Below are 21,013 nucleotides of genomic sequence, written 5' to 3' on the forward strand. Positions count from 1 at the left end.
CGGCTAGAACGGCTCGACCGCGAAGCGCCCCCACGCGATGAAGACCATCGCCGCCAGGAACACCAGGTCGCCGACGAGCTCCTTGTACTCCCCGCGCCGGATCCGCTCGGTCACCGCCCCCGCCATGTAGAGCGCCATGCACGAAGCCGCGACCGGCACCAGGATCGGCGCCACACTCACCAGCCCGGGGAGGACGAGCCCGACCCCACCGAGGACCTCCACCACGCCCATGAATCTCACGGTGCCGGGGGTGAAGTCCTCGGCCCAGCCCGTCTTCGCGGCGTACTTCTCATAGGGCATCGTCTGCTTGACGATGCCGCCGACGATGTAGCCGAAGGCGAAGACGCCGGCGACGATCCAGAGCGCGATGTTCATGATGTCTCCCTGTGTTCAAATGATCTCGATTTCAACCCCTCCGACGGGGGACCGGATCGATCTGTGACATCGACAGACCGGCGCATCACCCTGCGGCGGCGAGACGGGCGGCGGCGCCCGGGTCGTGGGCCGGAAGGATGACCAGGCCGGGTAGGTGCTCGCGAAGCCGGTTCACCATGTCGGCCGCGGTCCTCATCTCGCGCTTGTTCCCTACGCCTGGCAGGTGTCCCTCCTTCAGGAGATCGTCGTCGTACGTCAGGTCGCCGACCATGAGCAACGGCGCCCGCTGCGGTCGGCGAACCAGAAGGGACAACGACCCTTCGGTGTGACCGGGGGTCGGAAGCAGCACCAGGGAACCGTCGCCGTACAGATCGTGCCCGTGATCGAACGGGCCGACGGTGTCCGAGCCGAGTCCCTCGAACGACACCTGATTCCAGCTGAGCCCGGGCAGGTCGATGTGCCTGGGCATCAACCCGCGAGCCTCCGGCAACGGCCGGCGCAGCGAGTCCCACTCGCTTCGGCTGACGACGATCTCGGACCGACCGAGGTGCGGGAGTCCGCCGATGTGGTCCTGGTGGAGATGGGAGATGACGGCGGTTCGTACGTCGTCAGTACCGTGGCCGAGGCGTTGCAGGCCTGCCGTGAGGGTGTCCTCGGCTGCGATCTCGAACTTCGCCAGACGTGAGTAGACCTTGCCGTTGAGACCGCCCGGGAAGTAGTCGGGGTCGGTGACCGAGGCGCGATCCTGACCGGTGTCGAAGAGCACCAGGCCGCGACGGTGCTCGATGACATAGACGTTGATCGGAAGGGGCGGGGTCCACTGCCGCGAGGTGAACAGCCAGACGTAGGTGTTCTTGCGCGTCGGGCCGACGTGCTCCGGGCGGATCGCCACGGACCCGGTGCTGATGACCGATACGGAGGAGATCGGATCAGAGGATGCCATCGTGAGTCTCCTGCTTCTGGTGCGCTGCCGGGCTGACCGGTGATGTTCGCTCGAGGATCGAGGTGAGCTTCTGGAGGTTCTCCTGCATCCCGCGCTTGAAGAGCTGCTCGACGAGCGGGCCCAGGAGACGTGCGGGAACGGGCAGGCCGGCGCCGCTGATCGAGCCGATGAGCCCGAGCTCGGCGCCCGTCGATCTCGGCGTCACCAGGTAGCGGTAGGAGAACGGCGTCGGGCCCGAGATCGAGGTGAAGGCGACCTCGGTGCCTGGAACGTACGCCGAGGTTCGAACCTCGTTCTCCACGTCCCCGGTCGGCAGGTGGCGGCGGACCCGGTAGCGGGCGGCGGGTGGCGTCGCTCCGTCGAGGAGGTCCACCGACTCCACCGCCGAGTACCACTGGGGCATCGTGCGCAGGTCGGCGACGTAGTCGAAGACGGTGTCTGGTGGGGCGGCGATCAGAGAGGTGAGCTGAAAGGTCATGGCTCCTGCAACTAATGTCGTGTCATGTAATGACTCGCTATTAGATGTTGTATAATCTGTTTCGTCAACCACCGATCGAAACGGATGATGCTGTGGACCCGATAGAGGAGTTCAGATACTTGGTGCTGGCGATCCAGCGCGAGGGCAACAAGCTCTTCGCGGATCACCTGCGCCCGCTGGGACTCACGCCATCGCAAGCGGAGGTCCTTCGGGTCATGTCGGCACACGACTCGCTGACGCTGTCGGAGCTGGGCGGCCTGCTGGTGTGCGAGACCACGGCGAGCCCCAGCCGGCTGGTCGACCGACTTGTCGCCGCCGGATTCGTGAATCGCGAGATCGGCCCCAGCCGCCGATCGGTCAGCCTGTCCTTGACCGACTCCGGCAAGGAGCTCGAGCTGAAAGTCAGGGACGCCGAGGAGCAGCTCTACGCCTCGCTCACCCCACTGCTCGACGAGGGCGGGCTCGACTCGACCCTACGTTCTCTGCGCCGGGTCGCCGAAGCCTTCCCGGCCGGGCGCGCGCTGGCCCGCAGGAAGGCCATCTGACGCCCGACGAAGATCGGAAATGAGTAAGCCCCGGGCGACTCCGAGAGATCCCTGAACCGCCCGCCCCCCGCCGTTGGAGGGGCCGGGCGGTCGCCCGAGCGTCGGCAGCCGGCTCAGGAGAGGGAGAACGTGGCGATCCGGACACCCGGGCTGAGCACTAGGTAGACGTCGCGCACACCCGAGACATCGGCGAGCAGCGTGTCGACGCCCACCTCGGTGTAGTCGTACTCTCCACCGGTTGCGGCTACCGGCGCACTCGCCAGCAGCTGCCCGGTCGGCGAGCCGAGTCGCACCTCGACCGTGCCGGCACCCTGGGTCGCTTTCGCCACTGAGGCCGTGAACTTCGTCGGCCGGCCGAGCCCGGAGGCTGCGAACTTCACCCACGCCTGCTGGTCTCCAGCCGAGACTGAGGTGCCCCGCTCTTTGGTGGTAGGGACGAGCAGCGCGTCGTCGTAGTCGTCGAAGTTCTCGGCCTTCGTTGCGACCGTCAGGTCCCGGGGCGGGATCACCTCACCGGCCACCCGCACGGCGGTGGTCTGCCGGATGTCCTCCGCGGAGGATCCCACCATCAGATCGTAGGTCGACCGCTCGACCGCCCACCGTTCGCGAGTGACGTCCCAGTGCGCCAGCTGGTCGGCGTCGATCCGGAAGCGGACTGTGCGTGTCTGGCCCGGAGCCAGCGTCACGCGGCTGAAGTCCTCGAGCTCCTGCAGCGGGCGAGCCGTCCGGGAGGTCCGCTGGTGGCTGTAGAGCTGGACGACCTCCGCACCTACTCGGGACCCGGTGTTCTTGACGTCCACGGTCACCGTGATCTTTCCGTTCTTGCCGACCCGCCTCGAGTCGACCCGGAGGTCGGAGTAGCGGAAGTCGGTGTAGGACAGGCCGTGCCCGAACGGATATCCCGGCTCGCCGTCGAAGTAGAGGTAGGTCTGGCCGGTCTTGACGATGTCGTAGTCGAAGATGTCCTGTGGGAGGTCGGCGTCGGAGCCATACCACGTCTGGGTCAGGCGGCCCGAAGGGTTGCTGTCACCGAAGAGGGTGGCAGCGACCGCGTTGCCCGTTTCCGAGCCGGCGTGCGTGGTCCACAGGAATGCGCCCGGGTCTTCGTCCATCGTCACGGGATAGCTGGACTCCAGGACCACGGCGGTCCGGGGGTTTGCCTCCTGCACCGCGTCGATGAGGTCCTGCTGGCTACCACCCAGCGCCATACTGGCCCGGTCGTGGACCTCCCGTCCGTAGACGAACGGGTTGCTGCCCACCACGGCCACGACGGCGTCCGCCTCGGCGGCTGCCTCGGCGGCCTGCGCGGCGCCGTCGCGAAGGACCTCCCGCTCGAACCGGGCAGCCTGATCCTTCGTGCCGGTGCCGACGGTGCCGTCCGCGGCGACGGTGACGTAGTTGCCGAGTGACCACCAGCTCTCGTTGGTCTCGTAGCCGGCGTACCGGAGCAGGACGGTTCCGTCAGGCTGCTCCTCGAACTCGAACTGCTGCTGGACGTACCAGCCGGTCGGGGTGGTGGCGCTCGTGTTGAACGGCCCGAAGTTGCCGGTGAGGTAGTGGCCGTTGCCAGCGTTGCGCAGGGTGGCCACGTCAGCCATCCACTCGTTCACGTCCCACTGGGCGGTTTCACCGGGCTCACCCCGGGTCCCGACCACCTGGTCCGTGCTGCCGGTCCCGGTGGCGCTGAGGTAGCGCCCGCTGGTCGCGTCACGCAGGGCGATCCGGTCGAGGCCCTCCACGCCGGTGACGACAGCGCGATCGCCGAGACGCTCCCGGATCCCGTCGAGCGGGGTCACTTCGTAGGGCATCGTGCCGCCGTACCAGTCGGCGTACAGCGTGTCTGCGAGCGGGCCGACGACCGCCACCTTCTTCGCCCTCTTCGCGTTGAGCGGGAGCAGGTCGTCGTCGTTGCGGAGGAGCACGACCGCCTCCTCGGCAGCCTGCCTGTTGAGTCGTCGGTGAGCCGGGCTGTTGAGGACGTCCGGCGAGGTTCCGGCGTACGGGCCACCGTCGGGGTCGAAGTGGCCGAGCCGGCAGCGGATCGTCAGCACGCGAGTGACCGCCTGGTCGACATCGGCCTCGGTGATCAGGTCCCGGGCGAGAGCGTCCTTGAGCGTCGCGATCATCGGCTTGTTGTCGCTGTTGTCGACGACGAAGGAGTCGAGGCCCGCTTTGAGCACGTGGGCGTAGGCCACCGTCTCATCGTCGTAGAAGTGCTGGGCCTGGGTCACTGCGTGAGGTCCCCACGCGTCACTCACGTTGTAGAGCGTCTCGTCGGTCCAGGAGCGCACGTCCTCGTTGAGGGCGCGGTCCACGTGTGTGGGACGGCCGTTGACCTCGTTGTACGACGCCATCACGCCGGTAGCCGCGTCTGCTTCGATGGCTGGCTTGAAGGCGGCGTACTCGTACTCGTGACGAAGCTGCGCACGGACGTTGGACGAGCTGGCGCTGCGGTTGGTCTCGTTGTTGTAGGCGTAGAAGTGCTTGAGCACCGGCGCGGACTTGAGGTAGGTCGGGTCATCTCCGGAGAGACCCTTGCCGTAGGCCGTCGCCATCTCGCTGGTGAGGGTCGGGTCCTCGGAGTAGCCCTCCTCGTTACGGCCCCAGCGAGGATCGCGGAGCAGGTTGACCACCGGCGCCCAGAGCTGGAGTCCCCACACCTCGGGGTTCATCGTGTTGTAGGCGCGGGCCTCGTCGCCGACGGCCGAGCCGACGCGGCGCATGAGGCCGGGGTTCCACGTGCTGGCCAAGCCAACGGCCTGGGGGAAGACGGTCGCGCGATCCGCGAGCACCTGGTTCCAGCCGTTGTCGATGTCGTTGGACCAGGCGACCCCGTGCAGCGCCTCGGTGCCGGCCTTGAAGTAGGGGATGTCCAGACGTGGGACGGCGACCTGGGACTGGTGGAGCAGTGACAGCTTCTCGTCCAGGGTCAGTCTGCCCAGCAGGTCGTCGACCCGCTGCTCGACCGGCAGCTCCGGGTTGCGGAAGGGCATGTCGTCGAGGTCCTGGCTCGCCACCGCGGGGGCAGCGGCGGTGGGCGCAGGCGTGGCCATCACAGGAAGCAGGACCAGGGAGGCCGCGAGGACGGCTACCAGACACCGGCGACGGGGCGTCAGTCGACTCATTTTCTCTCCTTGTGAGGAATGCGCCGACGCCTGGTGCGACGACACTTCGGTCGGTCATCGAAGCGCTTCGACGATTCAAAGGTAGAGATCGGCGTCATATGTGTCAACGGTCACACTTTCCTTTCACCCCCGCCTCCCCAGGCGGTCGAACGCATCTGGCACGATGACAGAGCATTTCGACGAAGCGCTTCGACAATCGATTCGACGGCCCGGCGGAATGAGGCAATCCAGGAGGAGGCGCCATGACCACGATCGTCGACGTCGCGAAGGCGGCCGGCGTCTCGGTCAGCACCGTGTCGTACGCGCTGAGCGGTAGGCGGCCCATCTCCGCCGCGACCCGTGAGCGGATCCAGGCCGCGATCGACGAGCTCGGATACCGCCCGCACGCGGGGGCGCGCTCGCTCGCCAGCAGGCAGACACGGGTCATGGCGCTGGCTGCGCCGTTGCGCACTGATCTCTACGTGCCCGTGATCATGCAGTTCGTTGCGGCCGTGGCCACAGCCGCGCGCGCCCATGACCACGACGTACTGCTGCTGATGAACGACGAGGGCCCGGCTGGGCTCGAGCGGGTCGCGGGCGGGTCGATGGTCGACGCCTTCGTCGTGATGGACGTCGCCACGAACGACCCCCGGTTGTCCGTCCTGCGTCGGCTCCGCGAGCCCACCGTGCTCATCGGGTTGCCGGCCCGGGCCGACAGCCTCAGCTGTGTCGACCTCGACTGGGAGGCCGCCGGCCGACTGGCGGTGCAGCACCTGGTGGACCACGGCCACACCGCCGTCGCGCTCGTCGGACCGCCGCCGGCCGCCTACCAGCGGGGAACGACCTACGCGCACCGGTTCCGCACTGGCTTCGAGGTTGCGGTATCCGAGGCGGGGATCCGTGGTCTTGCCGTTCCCTGCGAGTCAAGCCATGACGGGCTCGCGGCCAGCCTGGCCCGGGTCGACACAGAACAGCCGGACACCACGGGCTTCGTGGTACACAACGAACCTGTCGTGGGGACCCTTCTCCACGCTCTCAGGGCCTCAGGACGCGAGGTGCCGCACGACGTGTCGGTCCTCGCGGTCGGCCCGCCCGAGTTGGCCGAGGGTCCGGCGCTCAGGCTCACCTCGATCGACATCCCGGCCGACGAGATCGGCACACTGGCAGTGGAGATGGCGGCCGACCTCCTCGCCGGCCGGAGCCCACAGACCAGGCTCGTGGCGCCGATCCTGGTCGAGCGCGACAGCTGCGGACCCCCACGGGCGTGACACGTAGACCTTCCCCGGAATGAACGAAGTCCCGGATCCGAGGATCCGGGACTTCGACTGTGGTGGTGCGCGAGGGGGGAGTTGAACCCCCACGTCCTTTCGGACACACGGACCTGAACCGTGCGCGTCTGCCTATTCCGCCACTCGCGCGTGCAACAGAGGAAACGTTAGCCCACACGCGTCCGCCCGCCCAAAACGACGGCACCCCGCCCGCCTTGACGCTGGCGGTCACCCGATCGTGGGAGGATCGAAACCACGCAGAATGCGGGAAGTGGCAGATCCCCTGGGGTGCACCGATACGATCGGGCCGAATCCGGGGACGACTATGCCCGTACGCGACTGACACCCAACCCGACCGGCCTACCCGGCACCTGAGAGGAGCGCAACAACGTGAGCGGCCTGCAGAAGTTCGAGCAGAAGCTGGAGCAGCTCATCTCAGGCGCTTTCGCCAAGGCGTTCCGGTCCGAGGTGAAGTCGGTGGAGATCGTCGCCGCGCTCCAGCGCGAGATCGACAACAACGCCCAGGTGCTCAGCCGCCAGCGTCGCCTGGTCCCCAACGACTTCTTCGTGGAGCTGTCCTCCAGCGACCTCGGCAAGCTGGAGTCCTACGGACCCCACCTCAAGGAAGAGCTGAAGCGCCAGCTGATGGACCACGCCGAGGCGCAGGGATTCGTCTTCCCGGGCCGCGTGAACATCGAGTTCGGCGAGGCGAAGGACCTGACCATCGGCCGGTTCCGGGTGCGCAGCCGCGCCCAGGCCGCGGTCTCCGGCGCCGACATGAGCGACACCCAGGTCAGCCGCGCGCAGGCCTACCTGGAGATCAACGGCACCCGGCACCCGCTCCACGGCAACCTCGTCGTGGGCCGAGGCACCGACGCCGATCTGCGCATCAACGACCCGGGCATCAGCCGCCGCCACATCGAGTTCCGCTCGAAGCAGGCCGGCGACCGTGTGCGGGTCGAGGTCTACGACCTCGGCTCGACCAACGGAATGCTGGTCAACGGGCAGAAGATGGCGAGTGCAACCTTGGACGACGGCTCTCAGGTGCGCATCGGCACCACCGTCATCACCGCGCACATCGTGGAGGAGCGCCGTTGAGCGAGCTGACCCTTTTCCTCATCCGGGTCGCCTACCTGGCGATCCTGTGGATCTTCGTGCTGGCGGCGTTGTCGGTGATCCGCTCCGACATGTTCGGTGCACGGGTCACCAACGCCTCCGCCGGCCAGCCCGCCGCCGCACCGGGCCGCGGCAAGTCCCCCGCGGCGAGGGCACCGCGGCGCGGCGTACCCACGCATGTGGCCGTCACCACCGGCTCCAACGCCGGTGTGACGGTGCCCCTCTCGCAGGCCCCCATCGTCATCGGCCGCGGCAGCGATGCCGCGATCATCCTCGATGACGACTACGCCTCCACCCGCCACGCCCGGATCGCCGTCTCCGGCGACCAGTGGTTCGTGGAGGACCTCGGATCGACCAATGGCACCTACATCGGGTCCGTCCGGATCAATCAGCCGACCGCCATCTCTCTCGGAACCCAGGTGCGGATCGGTAAAACAATCCTGGAGCTGCGCAAGTGACCGCTGCGACCGACCCCACCCCCGACCCCGCTCCTGTCCGTGGCTCTGCCGACGGACGCCCGTTTCGCCTCGAGTTCGCGGCGATCTCGGACGTCGGCCGGGTCCGCAAGGACAACCAGGACAGCGGGTACGCCGGCCCGTGGCTGCTGACCGTCTGCGACGGTGTCGGTGGCGCTGCCCGCGGTGACATCGCCTCCAGCACGGCCGTCCAGCAGCTGCGCAAGCTCGACGAGGAGCCTGCTCCCGGCCTGGTCGACGACGACCTGATCGGCCTGGTCTCCCACGCGCTCCACATGGCCCACGACGAGATCGGCCACCTGGTCGACCACGACCCCACGCTCAACGGCACGAGCACGACCTCGACCGTCGGCCTCTTCGACGGCTCCAAGCTGACCGTCGGCCACGTCGGTGACAGCCGCGCCTACCTCCTCCGCAACGGCGCGATCCACCAGGTCACCCACGACCACACCTTCGTGCAGACGCTGCTCGACGAGGGGAGGATCACGGAGGAGGAGGCCAAGACCCACCCCCACCGCAACCTGATCCTCAAGGCCCTCGACGGCACCCGCGAGCTCGAGCCCGACCTGTTCATCGTCGACCTCGCCGCCGGCGACCGGCTGATGTTCTGCAGCGACGGCGTCTGCGGCTACGTCGACGACCCCCGGATCGCTGACATCCTGGCCACCGGCACGCCCGAGTACGCAGCCGTCGAGCTGGTCCGGGTCTCCCTCGACTCCGGCAGCACCGACAACGTGACCTGCGTGGTCGCCGACGTGGTGCCCAGCGACACCGTCCCGTCCGCGGGCCTCGAGGCCCAGATGGTCGGTGCGGCGGCCGAGCTCAAGCGGAGGACCACCAAGACCGGCCAGATGACCGCTCTGTTCCGCGGTCACCGGATGGGCGACACCGGCGAGCTCGACCCGATCGACGAGGAGATCCCCGACGGCGCGATCGCCGCCGACCCGGAGGAGATGCGCTACGCCCTCCAGGCGCCGGCGAAGTATCTGAAGCTGCGCTGGGCGTTCGGGCTGCTGACCCTCCTCGGTGTCGTCTGGGTCGCCGTCGCGACCGCCTTCGTCTGGTCGCAGAACCAGTGGTACATCGGCGAGCAGGAGGGCAACGTCACGATCTTCCGCGGCGTACCCACCACGATGGTCGGCTTCGACCTCTCCGAGCCCTACCAGACCTCTGACCTGAAGGTCTCCGACCTGGCCGAGACCTACCAGAACCAGCTCGAGGACGGCATCCACAGCAAGGACCTGGCCGGCGCCCAGGAGAAGGTGCAGTCGCTGGCCGACCAGAGCGCCGCGGACGCGGGAAGCGGGTCATGAGCGGTTTCACCCCGGCGAGCTCGATGCCCGTCTTCGTCCACCGGTCACGCCGAGGGGCGGAGCTGGTCCTGCTGATCCTGGCCCTCGCGGTCGGGATCGGGGCCTACGCCGCGGTCGGCCTCGGGGTGCAGGAGAAGATCCCGGTCGACATCGTCGGCTACGGCACGTGGCTGGTCGCGCTCCTGGTGGCGGCCCACATCGGCGTACGTCTGCTGGCTCCGTACGCCGACCCGGTGCTGCTTCCGCTGGTGGCGATGCTCAACGGGTTCGGTCTGGCGGTCATCCACCGGCTCGACCTGGCCGCCGGGGCGAGCGAGTCCGACGCGTTCGCCCGTCAGCAGCTGATCTGGATGACGATCGGCGTGGTGCTGTTCCTGATCACGCTCTTCGTGGTCCCCGACCACCGGATGCTGCAGCGGTTCACCTACACCGCCGGCCTCGGCGCGGTCGTCATGCTGATCCTCCCGATGCTCCCGCTCATCGGCAAGCAGATCAACGGTGCGCGGATCTGGATCAACCTCGGTCCGGTCAGCTTCCAGCCCGGTGAGGTCGCCAAGGTCCTCCTGGTGATCTGCTTCGCCGGCTACCTGGCGGTCCACCGCGACGCTCTCGCCCTGGCCGGCCGCCGCTTCATCGGCATCGACCTGCCCCGCGGCCGCGACCTCGGCCCGCTGCTGATGATGTGGGTGATCAGCCTCGCGATCCTGGTCCTGCAGCGTGACCTCGGCTCCAGCCTGCTCTTCTACGGCCTCTTCGTGGTGACGTTGTACGTCGCGACCGAACGCAAGGGCTGGATCGTCGTCGGCGGTCTGCTGTTCGCAGGCGGGGTCTTCGCCGCGATCAGTCTCTTCAGCCATGTCCGCGTCCGCGTGCTGACCTGGCTGAACCCGTTCGACTACTACCCGGAGCCCCTCAACGGCACCTCCTCGGAGCAGCTGGTCCAAGGGCTCTTCGGGATGGCCTGGGGCGGCATGATCGGCCGTGGCTTCGGCTCCGGCCAGCCCTGGCGGATCCCCTACGCCAACTCCGACTTCATCGTCCCGGCGATCGGCGAGGAGCTGGGTCTGACCGCGCTCCTCGCGCTGCTGCTCTGCTACGGCCTGATCGTCGAGCGCGGCCTGCGTACGGCGATCGTGGCCCGCGACGACTTCGGCAAGCTGCTCTCCGTCGGTCTGGCCACCTCGGTCGCGCTGCAGACCTTCGTGGTCGTCGGTGGCGTCACGGGGCTCATCCCGCTGACCGGTCTGACCACACCGTTCCTCTCGTATGGTGGGTCATCGCTGGTCGCCAACTGGGTGATCGTGGCCCTGCTGTTGCGCGTCTCGGACCAGTCGCGCCGTCCGCTGCCGACTGCGCCGTCCGATGAAGACCTCGCCGCTGAGGAGACCCAGATCGTCAAGCTCGACAAAGGGGCGATGAGCAAGTGAACCGCCCCATCCGCACGCTCAGCGTCGGCTGCCTGATCCTGTTCGTGGCGCTGATGCTGAACCTGACGTACGTGCAGTTCTTCAAGGCCAGCTGGTACAACAACCGCGCCGACAACCGCCGGGTCACCGAAGAGGCCTACTCGCAGCAGCGCGGCGACATCCTGGTCGGCAAGAAGGCGATCGCCACCAGCAAGCCGAGCGACGACACCTTCAAGTGGCAGCGCACCTACCCGGGCGGCAAGAAGTACGCCCCGATCACCGGCTTCATGTCCTACTCCTACGGCCAGACCGGGATCGAGAGGTCCCAGGACTCGGTGCTGTCGGGCAAGGACAACAAGCTGTTCACCAACCGCCTGGTCGACCTGGTCACCAACTCCGAGCCGGCCGGCGGCAACGTCGAGCTGACCATCGACCCCAAGGTCCAGGACGCTGCGTACGAGGGCCTGACCGCACTGGGCGAGGACGTCCAGGCGGCTGCGGTGGCGCTCGACCCGAAGACCGGCCGGATCCTGGCCATGGCCTCGACACCGACCTACAACCCCGACCGGCTGGCGACCCACGACTTCTCCGCCGCGGGGAAGTCCTACAACCAGCTCTCGAAGGACGACGACGAGCCGCTGCTCAACCGCTCCATCCAGACCGCGCTGCCGCCGGGCTCGACCTTCAAGCTGGTCACCGCTGCGGCCGCGATCGAGAACCTCGACATGGACGGCGACAGCAAGGTCTACGGCGGTGCGTCCCTCGACCTGCCCGGCACCACCACCGACCTGCCCAACCTCAACGGCACCAGCTGCGGCGGCGAGCAGATCACCCTCACCCGCGCGCTCGAGGTCTCCTGCAACACCGCCTTCGGGCAGCTCGGCATGGAGCTCTCCGACGAGGAGATGCAGGAGCAGGCCGAGGCCTTCGGGTTCGGCCAGGACTATCTCGACGACCTGCGCCCGCTGGCCAAGAGCCAGTACCCCGCCAACGACGGCAAGGCCGAGCAGGCCCGGGCCGCGATCGGCCAGCAGAGCGTGATCGCGACGCCGCTGCAGATGGCGATGGTCTCCGCCGGCATCGCCAACGGTGGCGAGGTCATGAAGCCCTACCTCGTCGACCGCGTCACCTCCTCCTCGCTCGACGTCATCGACCAGGGCAACCCGACGCCCATCGACAACCAGCCCGCCGTCTCGCAGGACACCGCCGAGATCCTGACCCAGATGATGGTCAGCACCGTCGAGAACGGCACCGCCGAGGCGGCCGCGATCGACGGCGTGAGCGTCGCCGGCAAGACCGGCACCGCCCAGACCACGCCGGACAAGCCGCCGTACGCCTGGTTCACCTCCTTCGCCCCGGCGGAGAACCCGTCCATCGCAGTCGCCGTGATGGTCCAGAAGAGCGGCACCGAACGCAGCGAAATCGCCGGCGGACGGCTGGGCGGCCCAATCGCGAAGGCCATGATGGAGGCAGCGATCTCATGAGTCGTTACGTATTCCACGAGCTCATCGGCACCGGCGGGATGGGCGAGGTGTGGCGGGCGACCGACACGACGCTCAACCGCGAGGTCGCGATCAAGCTCCTCAAGCCGGAGCATGCCGAGGACCCGATCGGCCGCTCCCGCTTCGAGTCCGAGGCGAAGCATGCCGCCGCGCTCCACCATCCCAACGTGGTGGCCGTCTACGACGTCGGCGAGATGCCGACCGCCTCCGGCCTGATGCGCCCGTTCCTGGTGATGGAGCTGGTCGACCACAAGCCGCTCTCCGAGCTGCTCCGTGACGGCCGTCCGCTGGCCCCCGAGGTCGTACGCGACCTGCTCGGTCAGGCCGGCGACGCGCTGGCCGCCGCCCACCGGGCCGGCATCGTGCACCGCGACGTGAAGCCCGCCAACCTGCTGATCACCCCGCAGCGCAAGGTGAAGGTCACCGACTTCGGCATCGCCCGCGCCCAGGCGTCGACCGGCATCACCGGCACCGGCCAGGTGATGGGCACGCCTCAGTACCTCAGCCCCGAGCAGGCCCGTGGCGAGAAGGCCACACCGGCCTCCGACGTCTACTCCCTGGGCGTGGTCGCCTTCGAGTGCCTGGCCGGCTACCGGCCGTTCCAGAAGGAGACCCCGGTCGCCACCGCGATCGCCCACCTGCACGACCCGGTGCCGCCACTGCCCGACCACGTCCCCGCCGACCTGGCCGCGATCGTGATGCGCAGCCTGCAGAAGGACCCGACGCTCCGCTACGCCGACGCGGCCGCGTTCACAGCCGCGATGGTCGGTCACGGTGCCGCCGCTGACCCCGACGCCGACGCCACCACCGTCGTCGCGGCTGCGCCCGCCGACGCGACCGCGGTCATGGACCCGGTCCCCTCGCCAGCAGGCGCCCAGAACTTCGTCGGCATGCAGGGCGGTGCGGGTGGCCCCGAGGGTCCGCCGCCGCCTCGCTACCAGGACCCCTACGACCGTTACGACGAGGACGACGACCAGCGGCCCTGGTACAAGAAGCCGTTCAACATCGTCGTGCTCGTGATGCTCGTGGCCGTGATCGTCGCGATCATCTGGATCATCTCGACCCTCGCCGCCGACCCGGAGACGCCTCCGGCCAACGACACCTCCTCCACGCCCTCGGCCTCCGCGACGCCCACCCCGTCGGAGGAGCCCGAGGAGGAGCCGAAGGCCGTCGAGATCGACGAGGACGACTACATCGGCCGCAACGTCGACGAGGTGCGTCGCGAGCTCCAGGACAAGGGCCTCGAGGTCGACCCGACGGTTCAGGACAACGACGGCAGCAACGAGCCCGACACGGTCGCCGGCCTCGACCCGACGCGCAACCTCTACGAGGGCGACACGATCACCATCCGCTACTACGGCGAGCGCCCGCAGGTCGAGCCCACTCCCACCGAGGAAGAGCCCGACGAGGAGGAGACCGACGAGGAGGAGCCGACCGACGGCGAGTCCTCCGACGGCTGGGTCTTCCCCGACATCCCCGGCGAAGAGAACACCGACGGTGGCAACGGCAACGGCAACGGGGGCGGCAATGGCTGAGGGAGCGATCCTCGCCGGTCGCTACGAGGTCGGCGAGCTGCTCGGCCGGGGCGGGATGGCGGAGGTCCGCAAGGGCACCGACCACCGGCTCGGTCGCGTGGTCGCGATCAAGCGGCTGCGGATGGACCTCGCCAGCGATGCGACCTTCCAGGCGCGTTTCCGGCGCGAGGCGCAGTCCTCGGCCAAGCTCAACCACCCCTCGATCGTGTCGGTCTACGACACCGGCGAGGAGAAGACCGACGACGGCGTCGCCCAGCCCTACATCGTGATGGAGTACGTCGCCGGCCGCACGCTGCGCGACGTACTCCGTGAGGGTCGCAAGATCCTGCCCGAGCGGGCGCTGGAGATCAGCTCCGACGTACTCAACGCGCTCGACTACAGCCACCGCAACGGGATCATCCACCGCGACATCAAGCCGGGCAACGTCATGCTGACGCCGGCCGGTGACGTGAAGGTGATGGACTTCGGCATCGCCCGGGCGCTCAACGACGTCCAGTCCACGATGACGCAGACCGCGGCCGTCGTGGGCACCGCGCAGTACCTGAGCCCCGAGCAGGCCCGTGGCGAGCAGGTCGACGCCCGCTCCGACGTCTACTCCGCCGGCTGCCTGCTCTACGAGCTGCTCACCGGCCGTCCGCCGTTCGTGGGCGACTCGCCGGTCTCGGTGGCCTACCAGCACGTCCGCGAGCACGCCCAGCCTCCGTCGGCCCACGACCCGTCGCTGCCCCGTGAGCTCGACGCGATCGTGATGAAGTCGCTGGCCAAGCGGGTCGAGGACCGCTACCAGTCGGCGCAGGCGATGCGCACCGACATCGAGCGCTACCTCGCCGGACGTCCGGTCCAGGCGACCGTGCCGCCGAGCATCGACCAGACCCAGGTCGCGCAGAACCGCGTTCCCGGCCCCTACGGCGACCCCACCAACGGTGGCTACTACCCGCCTCAGGACGAGAGACCCGACGGACCTCGGCCCTGGGTGCTCGTGCTGCTCGGGCTCGTCATCATCGGCCTGATCGCGGTCGGCGCCTACTTCCTTCCGACGGCTCTCGGTCCGCAGACCACGCCCGCCCCCGACGTCACCGGTCTGACCCAGGAGAAGGCGATGGCCGAGCTGAGCACGGCCAAGCTGAAGGGCGCGGTCAAGCAGGAGTCGAGCGACACCGTCGCGGTCGGCGTCGTGATCTCTCAGGATCCGCCCGCCGGCCAGGACGTCGAAGAGGGCAGCACCGTCACGATCACGGTCTCCACCGGGCCACCCAACCGGGAGATGCCCAACGTGATCGGGATGCCGCAGAAGACGGCCAAGGAGCTGCTCGAGGGCGATCCCTACAACTTCACGGTGAAGATCGAGACGGCCGAGTCCGACAAGGACAAGGGCACGGTGATCGAGTCCGACCCGGTCGCGGACCAGAGCGTGACCACCGGCAAGACCACCGAGGTCCTCCTCACCGTCTCCAAGGGCCCGGAGAAGGTTCCGAACGTCGTCGGAAAGACGGAGGAACAGGCGAAGGAGATCCTCCGCAGCGCCGGCTTCACGCCGGTGGTCAAGGCCGAGCCGAACACCGACAAACCCAAGGGCACCGTCGTCGAGCAGACACCGGCCAAGGGCACACCGCTCGCCCAGGACGGCGAGGTGATCATCTTCGTCTCGACGAAGGAGGAGGCCCTGCCGAGCTGTCAGACCCTCGTGCCTGGCACCGACCCGGCCAACCCGTCGGCGTCGGCCACCCAGACCGCCGAGCCGGGCGATCCGCCCACGTGTGACCCGGCGCTGCCGCCGAGCACCCCGGCGTCGCCGTAGGCACCCGGACCTCGCCGAAGCCCCTGCCTCACTTGTCCTGAGGCAGGGGCTTCGCGTATTTCACGTCGAGCAGGCCGTCGTAGGCCGGCGCGGTGAGGTAGGTCAGCGGCTTGAGGAACCAGCCGATCTGGACGTTGGGGTCGCGAGCGTCGGCACGGTAGTTCTGCACGTGGTCGTCACGGTCGATCGCCGCCTGGAGCCGGTCGGGGTCGCCGACCGCCTCGATGACGTACGGCTGGGGGTAGGGCACGCCGTCGAGCTGCACGGTGCTGCCGGAGCACTTGATGCCGGTGGTGGTGATGATCCGCTTGCCGGCGATCGTGATCGCCTCGGCCCCACCGGCCCAGAGCGCGTTGACGACGGCCTGGATGTCCTGCTGGTGCACGACCAGCGAGTTGGGGTCGTCGCCGGTGTAGCTCTCCTGGACCTCCGAGGGGGCGTCGCCCAGCACGATCTGCATGCCGGGGCCACTGTGGTCGGAGGTGCCCGCCGGGTCGGCGAGCCTTGCGGACTGGTGCTGGAGCTTCTTGACGTCCTTGTCGGTGACCCCGCTGGTGAGATGGTCGACCTCGCTCTGCAGGTCGGCCAGCTGGGCCTCGAGGCGGTTGTAGCGGATCCGCTCGCCGTCGACCAGCGTCGCCAGGTCCTCGTAGCGCCCCGGACGCAGATCGGTGCCGTCCGCGTTCACGAAGCTCACCGCCAGCAGGCCGCCGCAGAGCAGCACCACGACGGGCGTACCGACCCGCCAGGAGGTCGCGCGGGACCAGCGCTTTGGCTTAGAGGTGGGGTTAGCCTGGGTTCCGGAGCTCACGACCATTAGGGTATGCGCAGCAATCACATTTGTCTGAGGAGCATCACCCGTGGCCAAGCTCAAGCTCTCGAAGAAGAGTGATCTCGACCTGCCCAAGGACCCGATCTTCACTCCGCGCTTCGGGATCGCACTGTTGCTGATCGCCCTCGGCATCGGCTGGATCGTCTACTACTACGTCGGGGTCCGCCCCAACGAGGTCGGTGGTGACTTCACCGGGCCGAAGCCGGTGCAGAAGCTCGAGGGGTGGAACTACCTGATCGGGTTCGTCCTGCTCTTCCTGGGCCTGGCCGTCTCCGCCCACCCGAAGACCCCGCTGGGCCGCGGCCGCGGCGTCGTGGTCGGCATGCTCGGCTGCTTCGTGATCGGCCTGATCTGGATTTGCGTCTTCTACATCTTCGCCAACGACCACCTGGACAAGATCTGGGTCTTCAACGACCTCGGTCAGAAGAACCTCCTGGTCGGCATCGGCTTCATGGCGGTGGGCTTCACCTTCGCCACGAAGTGGGAGTGATCACCCAGTTAGACCCCGAAAGAGGCGCAACCCTTGCGGTTGCGCCTCTTTGCGTTACACGGGTGTAGTTCTCCACAGGGTCTTCCACACCTGTGGATTTGTCCACGCCGGGAAAACGCCCCGAAAACACCTAGTCCGAAGGCGTCAGAACATCAACATCCGTACGCCGACGAGCGCAAGCAGCAGCACCGTGAACCCACCCAGAGCAGCCCATTGCAGCGGCGCCTTCCGGTCGGCCCGGAACTGGGTGAAGATCCACGCGACGACGAGACCGCCGAGGAACCCACCGACGTGGCCCTGCCAGGAGATGCCGTTGCCGAAGAAGGTGATGCCTGCGTTGATCAGCAGCACCGGCAGCAGCGGGGAGAGCGACTGCCCGGCCCGGACGAAGAGCACCACGAGAACGCCCAGGAGCCCGAAGATCGCGCCGGAGGCGCCGACCGTCGAGCCGGCCGGTGTCGCGGCCCAGACCACCAGGGCAGAGCCCGCCAGCCCGGAGATCAGATAGAAGACCAGGAACCGCAGCCTGCCCACGATCGGCTCGAGGAACGAGCCGAGCATGTAGAGGGACAGCATGTTCACGGCCAGGTGGATGATCGAGACGTGCGTGAACGTCGAGGTCAGCAGCTGCCAGACCGCGCCGTCGTCGACGCCTGGCATCCAGGTGTAGCCGCTCGACCGGCAGACGCCTTCCGGCACCGCGAAGCCACCGTCCGGCGTGCGGCAGTAGCCCTGCAGACGGATCGCGATGAAGTCGGCGATCCTCGAGCCGGCGCCGCCGGTGAGGGTGATGCTCAGCCAGACCAGGACGTTGACGCCGATGAGCGACAAGGTCACCGGGAGTGCCCGGAAGCCGATCCGCGCGCTGGTGAAGCGCTTGGGCTGACGTACGGACCTGTGGCCTTCCTTCACGCACTCGGGGCACTGGAAGCCGACGGAGGCGCTGGCCATGCAGTCAGGGCAGATGGGACGCCCACAGCGCTGACAGCTGATGTGAGTCTCACGGCCGGGGTGGCGGTAGCAGACCGGCACCCCGACCGGGGTCGTCTCGGACAATCAGCCCTCGACGATCTCGACCGTCTCGATGACGACCGGCTCGACCGGGCGATCCATCGCGCCGGTCTTGGTGCCGGAGATCGAGTCGACGGCCTTCTTCGACGCCTCGTCGGCGACCTCACCGAAGATGGTGTGCTTGAAGTTCAGCCACGGCGCCTGGCCGGTGGTGATGAAGAACTGCGAGCCGTTGGTGCCGGGGCCGGCGTTGGCCATCGCGAGCAGGTAGGGCTTGTCGAAGGTGAGCTCGGGGTGCGGCTCGTCCTTGAAGGTGTAGCCCGGGCCGCCCGTACCGGTGCCCAGGGGGCAACCGCCCTGGATCATGAACCCGTCGATGACGCGGTGGAAGCCGAGACCGTCGTAATAGGGGACACCGGAGCGGCCGGCGTCGTCCGTGTACTCCTTGGTCCCCGTCGCGAGGCCGACGAAGTTGGCGACCGTCTCCGGAGCATGGTTGGGGAACAAGGTGATCGTGATGTCACCGTGATTGGTGTGGAGGATGGCCTTCTGGTCAGCCATGACCTGCCCTTCCGACATTGGGATTGGTACGGGATGTAACTCCTCGATCCTCCCACAGTGTCGGTCGTGGGCCCGAGGTCAGGAGGCCGCGTCAGCGAGCTTCGGAGCGATCCGGTCGGCGACGCGGCGCTCGACCCAGAAGATCAGCCCCGGGATCAGACCGGCGATCATCATCAGCAGGAACTCGGGGATCGTCCAGCGGGCCTTCTGGGTGAGCAGGAACGCGACGATCACGTAGATGATGAAGATCCAGCCGTGCGCGACCCACAGCGGCGTCATCGTCTCGCCGAAGGACTGCAGGGCGGTGCCCTCGGGGAGCAGATACTTGAACAGCGAGGAGATGGTGCCGACGAGCAGCAGCACCCCGACGACGTACGCGAGCACCTTGTAGGTGCCGAACAGCTTGTTCACGCGTCCGAGGGTACGCCCCCGGTGGTCGAGCTTGTCGAGACCATCTGTCCCGACGCATCGACCCCGTGATCTGCATCATCGTCATCAGTCCGCGGACGGAGCGTGTCGCGCACGTAGCGCCACCACACATAGATCCCGAAGATGCCGAACAGCCACCACTCGATCGCGTAGAGGAGGTTGCGCAACCCCGTCGTGGCCTCCGGCTCGGGCAGCTGCGGAGCGGGTACGTCGGCCACGTCCGTGGCGCCGTCGTTCACCGGCATCGAGCTGGCCGGCCAGTTGTCCTCGACCGGCGAGCGCACCATGTAGGCGCTGTAGAGGTCGTAGCTGGTGCGCGAGATCAGGTCGGAGATGTCGAGCTGCGGGAAGACGTTGTCGGACTTGCGGTCGTCGGCGACGTCGGTCCAGTCGCTGGGCTGCAGCCAGCCGGTGACGGTGACGTGGCCGCGCGGCGCCGGCGGCGCGGTGCCGACCTCCGGGGTCCAGCCGCGCACGACGTAGACGGCCGATTCAGTGTCCTCGACGAGCACCGGCGTGACGGCCCAGAAGCCGACCTGGGAGCCCCGCTCCATCCCGTCGATGAAGATGGTCTCCTCGGGCATCCAGATCCCGGAGACGGTCACCGGACGGCCGATCTGCTCCCACGGGAAGGCGTCGTTGGGCCCGATCAGATCCGTGAACGCCTTCGGCTTCGCGTGCACGAGCTCGGCGACCTGGTCCTGCTTGTCCTGCTGGCTCGACTGGTACTGCCACACCCCGAGCAGCACCGCGCCGGTCACGAAGATCACCACCAGCGCGTGCGCACCCCACATCCTGGGGGAGAAGATGCTTCGCGGGGGACTGGTCTGGGCGGCCATAGCACTCTCAGAGTACGGGGGCCTAGTCGCAGACCGCGAATGGGACGGGTTCGCTGGTGACCAGGGTGGCCGCCGTCACCGGGCTCGTCACCCGGAAACCGATCCGCCCCGTGGACGGGTCCGCGACACCGTGGGTGAAGACCTTCTTGTACGCAGCGTCCTGATCACCCAGCTTCAGCCGGTAGAACAGGTCGTCGCGGTCCTCGCCGAGTCGCAGCGTGGCCAGCCCGCCGCCGAACTCGACCGAGAAGGCCTCGACCGGCGCCAGCCGGGTCTTCTCCTTCGGTCCGCCCTCGGCGCAGCCGTTGACGACGTACGTCGAGGTGGCCGGGCCTCCGGCAACCGCGACCAATGGCTCCTGGGCTGCCCAGTTCTCGGCGCCCGGGGCCGCGGTGTGCTTGGTGATCAGGTGGGTCTTCGGGTCGAACGTCGCGCCCTTCAGCGGTCCGACGCCGGCCTTGATCGCCCGGCCCGGCTTCACCCGGTCGGCGACCCTGATGACGAATCCCTCCGTGCCGCCGCCGGTGAACCTGGCCTCCCAGACGACGTCGGCCGCGCCCCACTTGTAGGTGTCACGCAGCCGCTGGTCGACGCCGCGCAGCAGCCCGCCGCTGACCTGGGCCGCGCCTTTGTCGGCCCGGCTCCACAGGTTGCTCTGCTCCGCCGGGCTCGTCCTGCTGGTGACGTCGTCGAGGCCGAAGAGCGACTTCACCTCGTCGTAGTCGGTCACCGCCAGCGTCTTCGCACTCACGGGCACGAACGTCATGGCGGCCTCGACGGGGCTCATGGTCGCGGCGTACGCGGGGTAGGTCTCCTCCGTGGGCGCCGCTTCCGGCTTCTTCGGCTCGCTGTCGTCCCCACAGCCCACCAGCGCAACTGCCAGCCCCACGGCCAGCACGCCGACACCCCATCGCCTCACGTCCACCCCAACGAGTATTCCCGATCCCCGTCACGGTATGTGGCACATCGGTCCCAGCGAGATGGGGCACGAC

General features: G+C 68.2%; 20 protein-coding genes and 1 tRNA gene. 10 read left to right on the forward strand and 11 right to left on the reverse strand.

The genetic code is table 11. The features are described from left to right. Nucleotides 1-3 precede the first annotated feature (3 nt). The 3 genes from HD557_RS26475 to HD557_RS26485 all read right to left on the reverse strand — a co-directional run bounded on the left by HD557_RS26475 (nucleotide 4) and on the right by HD557_RS26485 (nucleotide 1,796). A complete protein-coding gene (locus HD557_RS26475; RefSeq protein ID WP_008355659.1) occupies nucleotides 4-375 on the reverse strand; it encodes a DoxX family protein in 372 nt (123 codons plus the stop codon). A gap of 85 nt (nucleotides 376-460) precedes the next feature. Next, nucleotides 461-1,318 carry an N-acyl homoserine lactonase family protein gene (locus HD557_RS26480; RefSeq protein WP_008355657.1) on the reverse strand — a complete coding sequence of 286 codons (858 nt, stop codon included), beginning with the start codon at nucleotides 1,316-1,318 and terminating at the stop codon, nucleotides 461-463. After that, complete coding sequence (locus HD557_RS26485) at nucleotides 1,305-1,796, reverse strand: SRPBCC family protein (RefSeq protein ID WP_008355655.1); 492 nt, start codon at nucleotides 1,794-1,796, stop codon at nucleotides 1,305-1,307. The genes HD557_RS26480 and HD557_RS26485 overlap by 14 nt, the downstream gene beginning before the upstream one ends. Before the next feature lie 122 nt (nucleotides 1,797-1,918). On the opposite strand from HD557_RS26485, the gene HD557_RS26490 reads away from it, so the two are divergent. After that, entirely contained in the window at nucleotides 1,919-2,341 is a 423-nt protein-coding gene (locus HD557_RS26490) for a MarR family winged helix-turn-helix transcriptional regulator (protein ID WP_307785748.1), read from the forward strand. A 113-nt stretch (nucleotides 2,342-2,454) separates the two neighbouring features. Here the strand turns inward: HD557_RS26490 and HD557_RS26495 are convergent, their stop codons facing one another. Further along, entirely contained in the window at nucleotides 2,455-5,466 is a 3,012-nt protein-coding gene (locus tag HD557_RS26495; RefSeq protein ID WP_231380472.1) for a glycoside hydrolase family 3 protein, read from the reverse strand. A 242-nt stretch (nucleotides 5,467-5,708) separates the two neighbouring features. On the opposite strand from HD557_RS26495, the gene HD557_RS26500 reads away from it, so the two are divergent. Further along, the gene (locus tag HD557_RS26500) at nucleotides 5,709-6,713 is read left to right on the forward strand and encodes a LacI family DNA-binding transcriptional regulator (protein WP_008355648.1); all 1,005 of its coding nucleotides are present in this window, start codon (nucleotides 5,709-5,711) and stop codon (nucleotides 6,711-6,713) included. 63 nt (nucleotides 6,714-6,776) lie between these two features. Here the strand turns inward: HD557_RS26500 and HD557_RS26505 are convergent. Further along, nucleotides 6,777-6,863: transfer RNA gene (locus HD557_RS26505), tRNA-Leu, on the reverse strand. 240 nt (nucleotides 6,864-7,103) lie between these two features. Here HD557_RS26505 and HD557_RS26510 point away from each other — a divergent pair. Genes HD557_RS26510 through pknB form a run of 7 tightly spaced genes read left to right on the forward strand, consistent with a single transcriptional unit; the run spans nucleotide 7,104 to nucleotide 15,859 of the window. Continuing rightward, complete coding sequence (locus HD557_RS26510; protein ID WP_008355647.1) at nucleotides 7,104-7,811, forward strand: FhaA domain-containing protein; 708 nt, start codon at nucleotides 7,104-7,106, stop codon at nucleotides 7,809-7,811. Continuing rightward, nucleotides 7,808-8,287, forward strand: a complete 480-nt coding sequence (locus HD557_RS26515) for an FHA domain-containing protein FhaB/FipA (RefSeq protein ID WP_008355644.1) — start codon at nucleotides 7,808-7,810, stop codon at nucleotides 8,285-8,287. Before HD557_RS26510 ends, HD557_RS26515 begins: the two co-directional genes overlap by 4 nt. Continuing rightward, complete coding sequence (locus HD557_RS26520; protein WP_196876068.1) at nucleotides 8,284-9,618, forward strand: PP2C family protein-serine/threonine phosphatase; 1,335 nt, start codon at nucleotides 8,284-8,286, stop codon at nucleotides 9,616-9,618. The genes HD557_RS26515 and HD557_RS26520 overlap by 4 nt, the downstream gene beginning before the upstream one ends. Continuing rightward, nucleotides 9,615-11,045 (forward strand): FtsW/RodA/SpoVE family cell cycle protein, encoded by a 1,431-nt coding sequence (locus HD557_RS26525; RefSeq protein ID WP_196876069.1) that lies wholly within the window; start codon nucleotides 9,615-9,617, stop codon nucleotides 11,043-11,045. Before HD557_RS26520 ends, HD557_RS26525 begins: the two co-directional genes overlap by 4 nt. Further along, a complete protein-coding gene (locus tag HD557_RS26530; RefSeq protein WP_196876070.1) occupies nucleotides 11,042-12,508 on the forward strand; it encodes a peptidoglycan D,D-transpeptidase FtsI family protein in 1,467 nt (488 codons plus the stop codon). The genes HD557_RS26525 and HD557_RS26530 overlap by 4 nt, the downstream gene beginning before the upstream one ends. Then, complete coding sequence (locus tag HD557_RS26535; RefSeq protein WP_008355634.1) at nucleotides 12,505-14,061, forward strand: serine/threonine-protein kinase; 1,557 nt, start codon at nucleotides 12,505-12,507, stop codon at nucleotides 14,059-14,061. The genes HD557_RS26530 and HD557_RS26535 overlap by 4 nt, the downstream gene beginning before the upstream one ends. After that, nucleotides 14,054-15,859, forward strand: a complete 1,806-nt coding sequence (gene pknB, locus HD557_RS26540) for a Stk1 family PASTA domain-containing Ser/Thr kinase (RefSeq protein ID WP_196876071.1) — start codon at nucleotides 14,054-14,056, stop codon at nucleotides 15,857-15,859. Before HD557_RS26535 ends, pknB begins: the two co-directional genes overlap by 8 nt. A gap of 28 nt (nucleotides 15,860-15,887) precedes the next feature. Here the strand turns inward: pknB and HD557_RS26545 are convergent, their stop codons facing one another. Beyond that, nucleotides 15,888-16,676, reverse strand: coding sequence for a DUF881 domain-containing protein (locus tag HD557_RS26545; RefSeq protein ID WP_196876072.1), 789 nt, complete (start codon nucleotides 16,674-16,676; stop codon nucleotides 15,888-15,890). A gap of 43 nt (nucleotides 16,677-16,719) precedes the next feature. Between HD557_RS26545 and HD557_RS26550 the strand changes: the two genes are divergently transcribed. Beyond that, entirely contained in the window at nucleotides 16,720-17,181 is a 462-nt protein-coding gene (locus HD557_RS26550) for a cell division protein CrgA (RefSeq protein WP_008355628.1), read from the forward strand. 144 nt (nucleotides 17,182-17,325) lie between these two features. Here the strand turns inward: HD557_RS26550 and HD557_RS26555 are convergent, their stop codons facing one another. From HD557_RS26555 to HD557_RS26575, 5 genes are all read right to left on the reverse strand, one after another. After that, a complete protein-coding gene (locus HD557_RS26555; protein WP_008355627.1) occupies nucleotides 17,326-18,132 on the reverse strand; it encodes a rhomboid family intramembrane serine protease in 807 nt (268 codons plus the stop codon). A 105-nt stretch (nucleotides 18,133-18,237) separates the two neighbouring features. Then, the gene (locus tag HD557_RS26560; RefSeq protein WP_008355625.1) at nucleotides 18,238-18,753 is read right to left on the reverse strand and encodes a peptidylprolyl isomerase; all 516 of its coding nucleotides are present in this window, start codon (nucleotides 18,751-18,753) and stop codon (nucleotides 18,238-18,240) included. 78 nt (nucleotides 18,754-18,831) lie between these two features. After that, nucleotides 18,832-19,164 (reverse strand): DUF3817 domain-containing protein, encoded by a 333-nt coding sequence (locus tag HD557_RS26565; protein ID WP_008355624.1) that lies wholly within the window; start codon nucleotides 19,162-19,164, stop codon nucleotides 18,832-18,834. Next, nucleotides 19,161-20,021: an SURF1 family protein gene (locus HD557_RS26570; RefSeq protein ID WP_196876073.1), complete on the reverse strand. Its 861-nt coding sequence runs from the start codon at nucleotides 20,019-20,021 to the stop codon at nucleotides 19,161-19,163. Before HD557_RS26570 ends, HD557_RS26565 begins: the two co-directional genes overlap by 4 nt. Before the next feature lie 22 nt (nucleotides 20,022-20,043). Then, nucleotides 20,044-20,946 carry a hypothetical protein gene (locus tag HD557_RS26575; RefSeq protein WP_196876074.1) on the reverse strand — a complete coding sequence of 301 codons (903 nt, stop codon included), beginning with the start codon at nucleotides 20,944-20,946 and terminating at the stop codon, nucleotides 20,044-20,046. Nucleotides 20,947-21,013: the final 67 nt, after the last annotated feature.

Origin of the sequence: Nocardioides luteus (assembly GCF_015752315.1) — a bacterium.
Lineage (GTDB): Bacteria > Actinomycetota > Actinomycetes > Propionibacteriales > Nocardioidaceae > Nocardioides.

What these genes read in the sequence shown, in the direction of transcription:
- HD557_RS26475 (WP_008355659.1), bottom strand. Translation starts at nt 375, where the DNA reads ATGAACATCGCGCTCTGGATCGTCGCCGGCGTCTTCGCCTTCGGCTAC.
- HD557_RS26500 (WP_008355648.1), top strand. Translation starts at nt 5,709, where the DNA reads ATGACCACGATCGTCGACGTCGCGAAGGCGGCCGGCGTCTCGGTCAGC.
- pknB (WP_196876071.1), top strand. Translation starts at nt 14,054, where the DNA reads ATGGCTGAGGGAGCGATCCTCGCCGGTCGCTACGAGGTCGGCGAGCTG.
- HD557_RS26535 (WP_008355634.1), top strand. Translation starts at nt 12,505, where the DNA reads ATGAGTCGTTACGTATTCCACGAGCTCATCGGCACCGGCGGGATGGGC.
- HD557_RS26495 (WP_231380472.1), bottom strand. Translation starts at nt 5,466, where the DNA reads ATGAGTCGACTGACGCCCCGTCGCCGGTGTCTGGTAGCCGTCCTCGCG.
- HD557_RS26570 (WP_196876073.1), bottom strand. Translation starts at nt 20,021, where the DNA reads ATGGCCGCCCAGACCAGTCCCCCGCGAAGCATCTTCTCCCCCAGGATG.
- HD557_RS26525 (WP_196876069.1), top strand. Translation starts at nt 9,615, where the DNA reads ATGAGCGGTTTCACCCCGGCGAGCTCGATGCCCGTCTTCGTCCACCGG.
- HD557_RS26560 (WP_008355625.1), bottom strand. Translation starts at nt 18,753, where the DNA reads ATGGCTGACCAGAAGGCCATCCTCCACACCAATCACGGTGACATCACG.
- HD557_RS26485 (WP_008355655.1), bottom strand. Translation starts at nt 1,796, where the DNA reads ATGACCTTTCAGCTCACCTCTCTGATCGCCGCCCCACCAGACACCGTC.
- HD557_RS26480 (WP_008355657.1), bottom strand. Translation starts at nt 1,318, where the DNA reads ATGGCATCCTCTGATCCGATCTCCTCCGTATCGGTCATCAGCACCGGG.
- HD557_RS26545 (WP_196876072.1), bottom strand. Translation starts at nt 16,676, where the DNA reads ATGGTCGTGAGCTCCGGAACCCAGGCTAACCCCACCTCTAAGCCAAAG.
- HD557_RS26555 (WP_008355627.1), bottom strand. Translation starts at nt 18,132, where the DNA reads ATGGCCAGCGCCTCCGTCGGCTTCCAGTGCCCCGAGTGCGTGAAGGAA.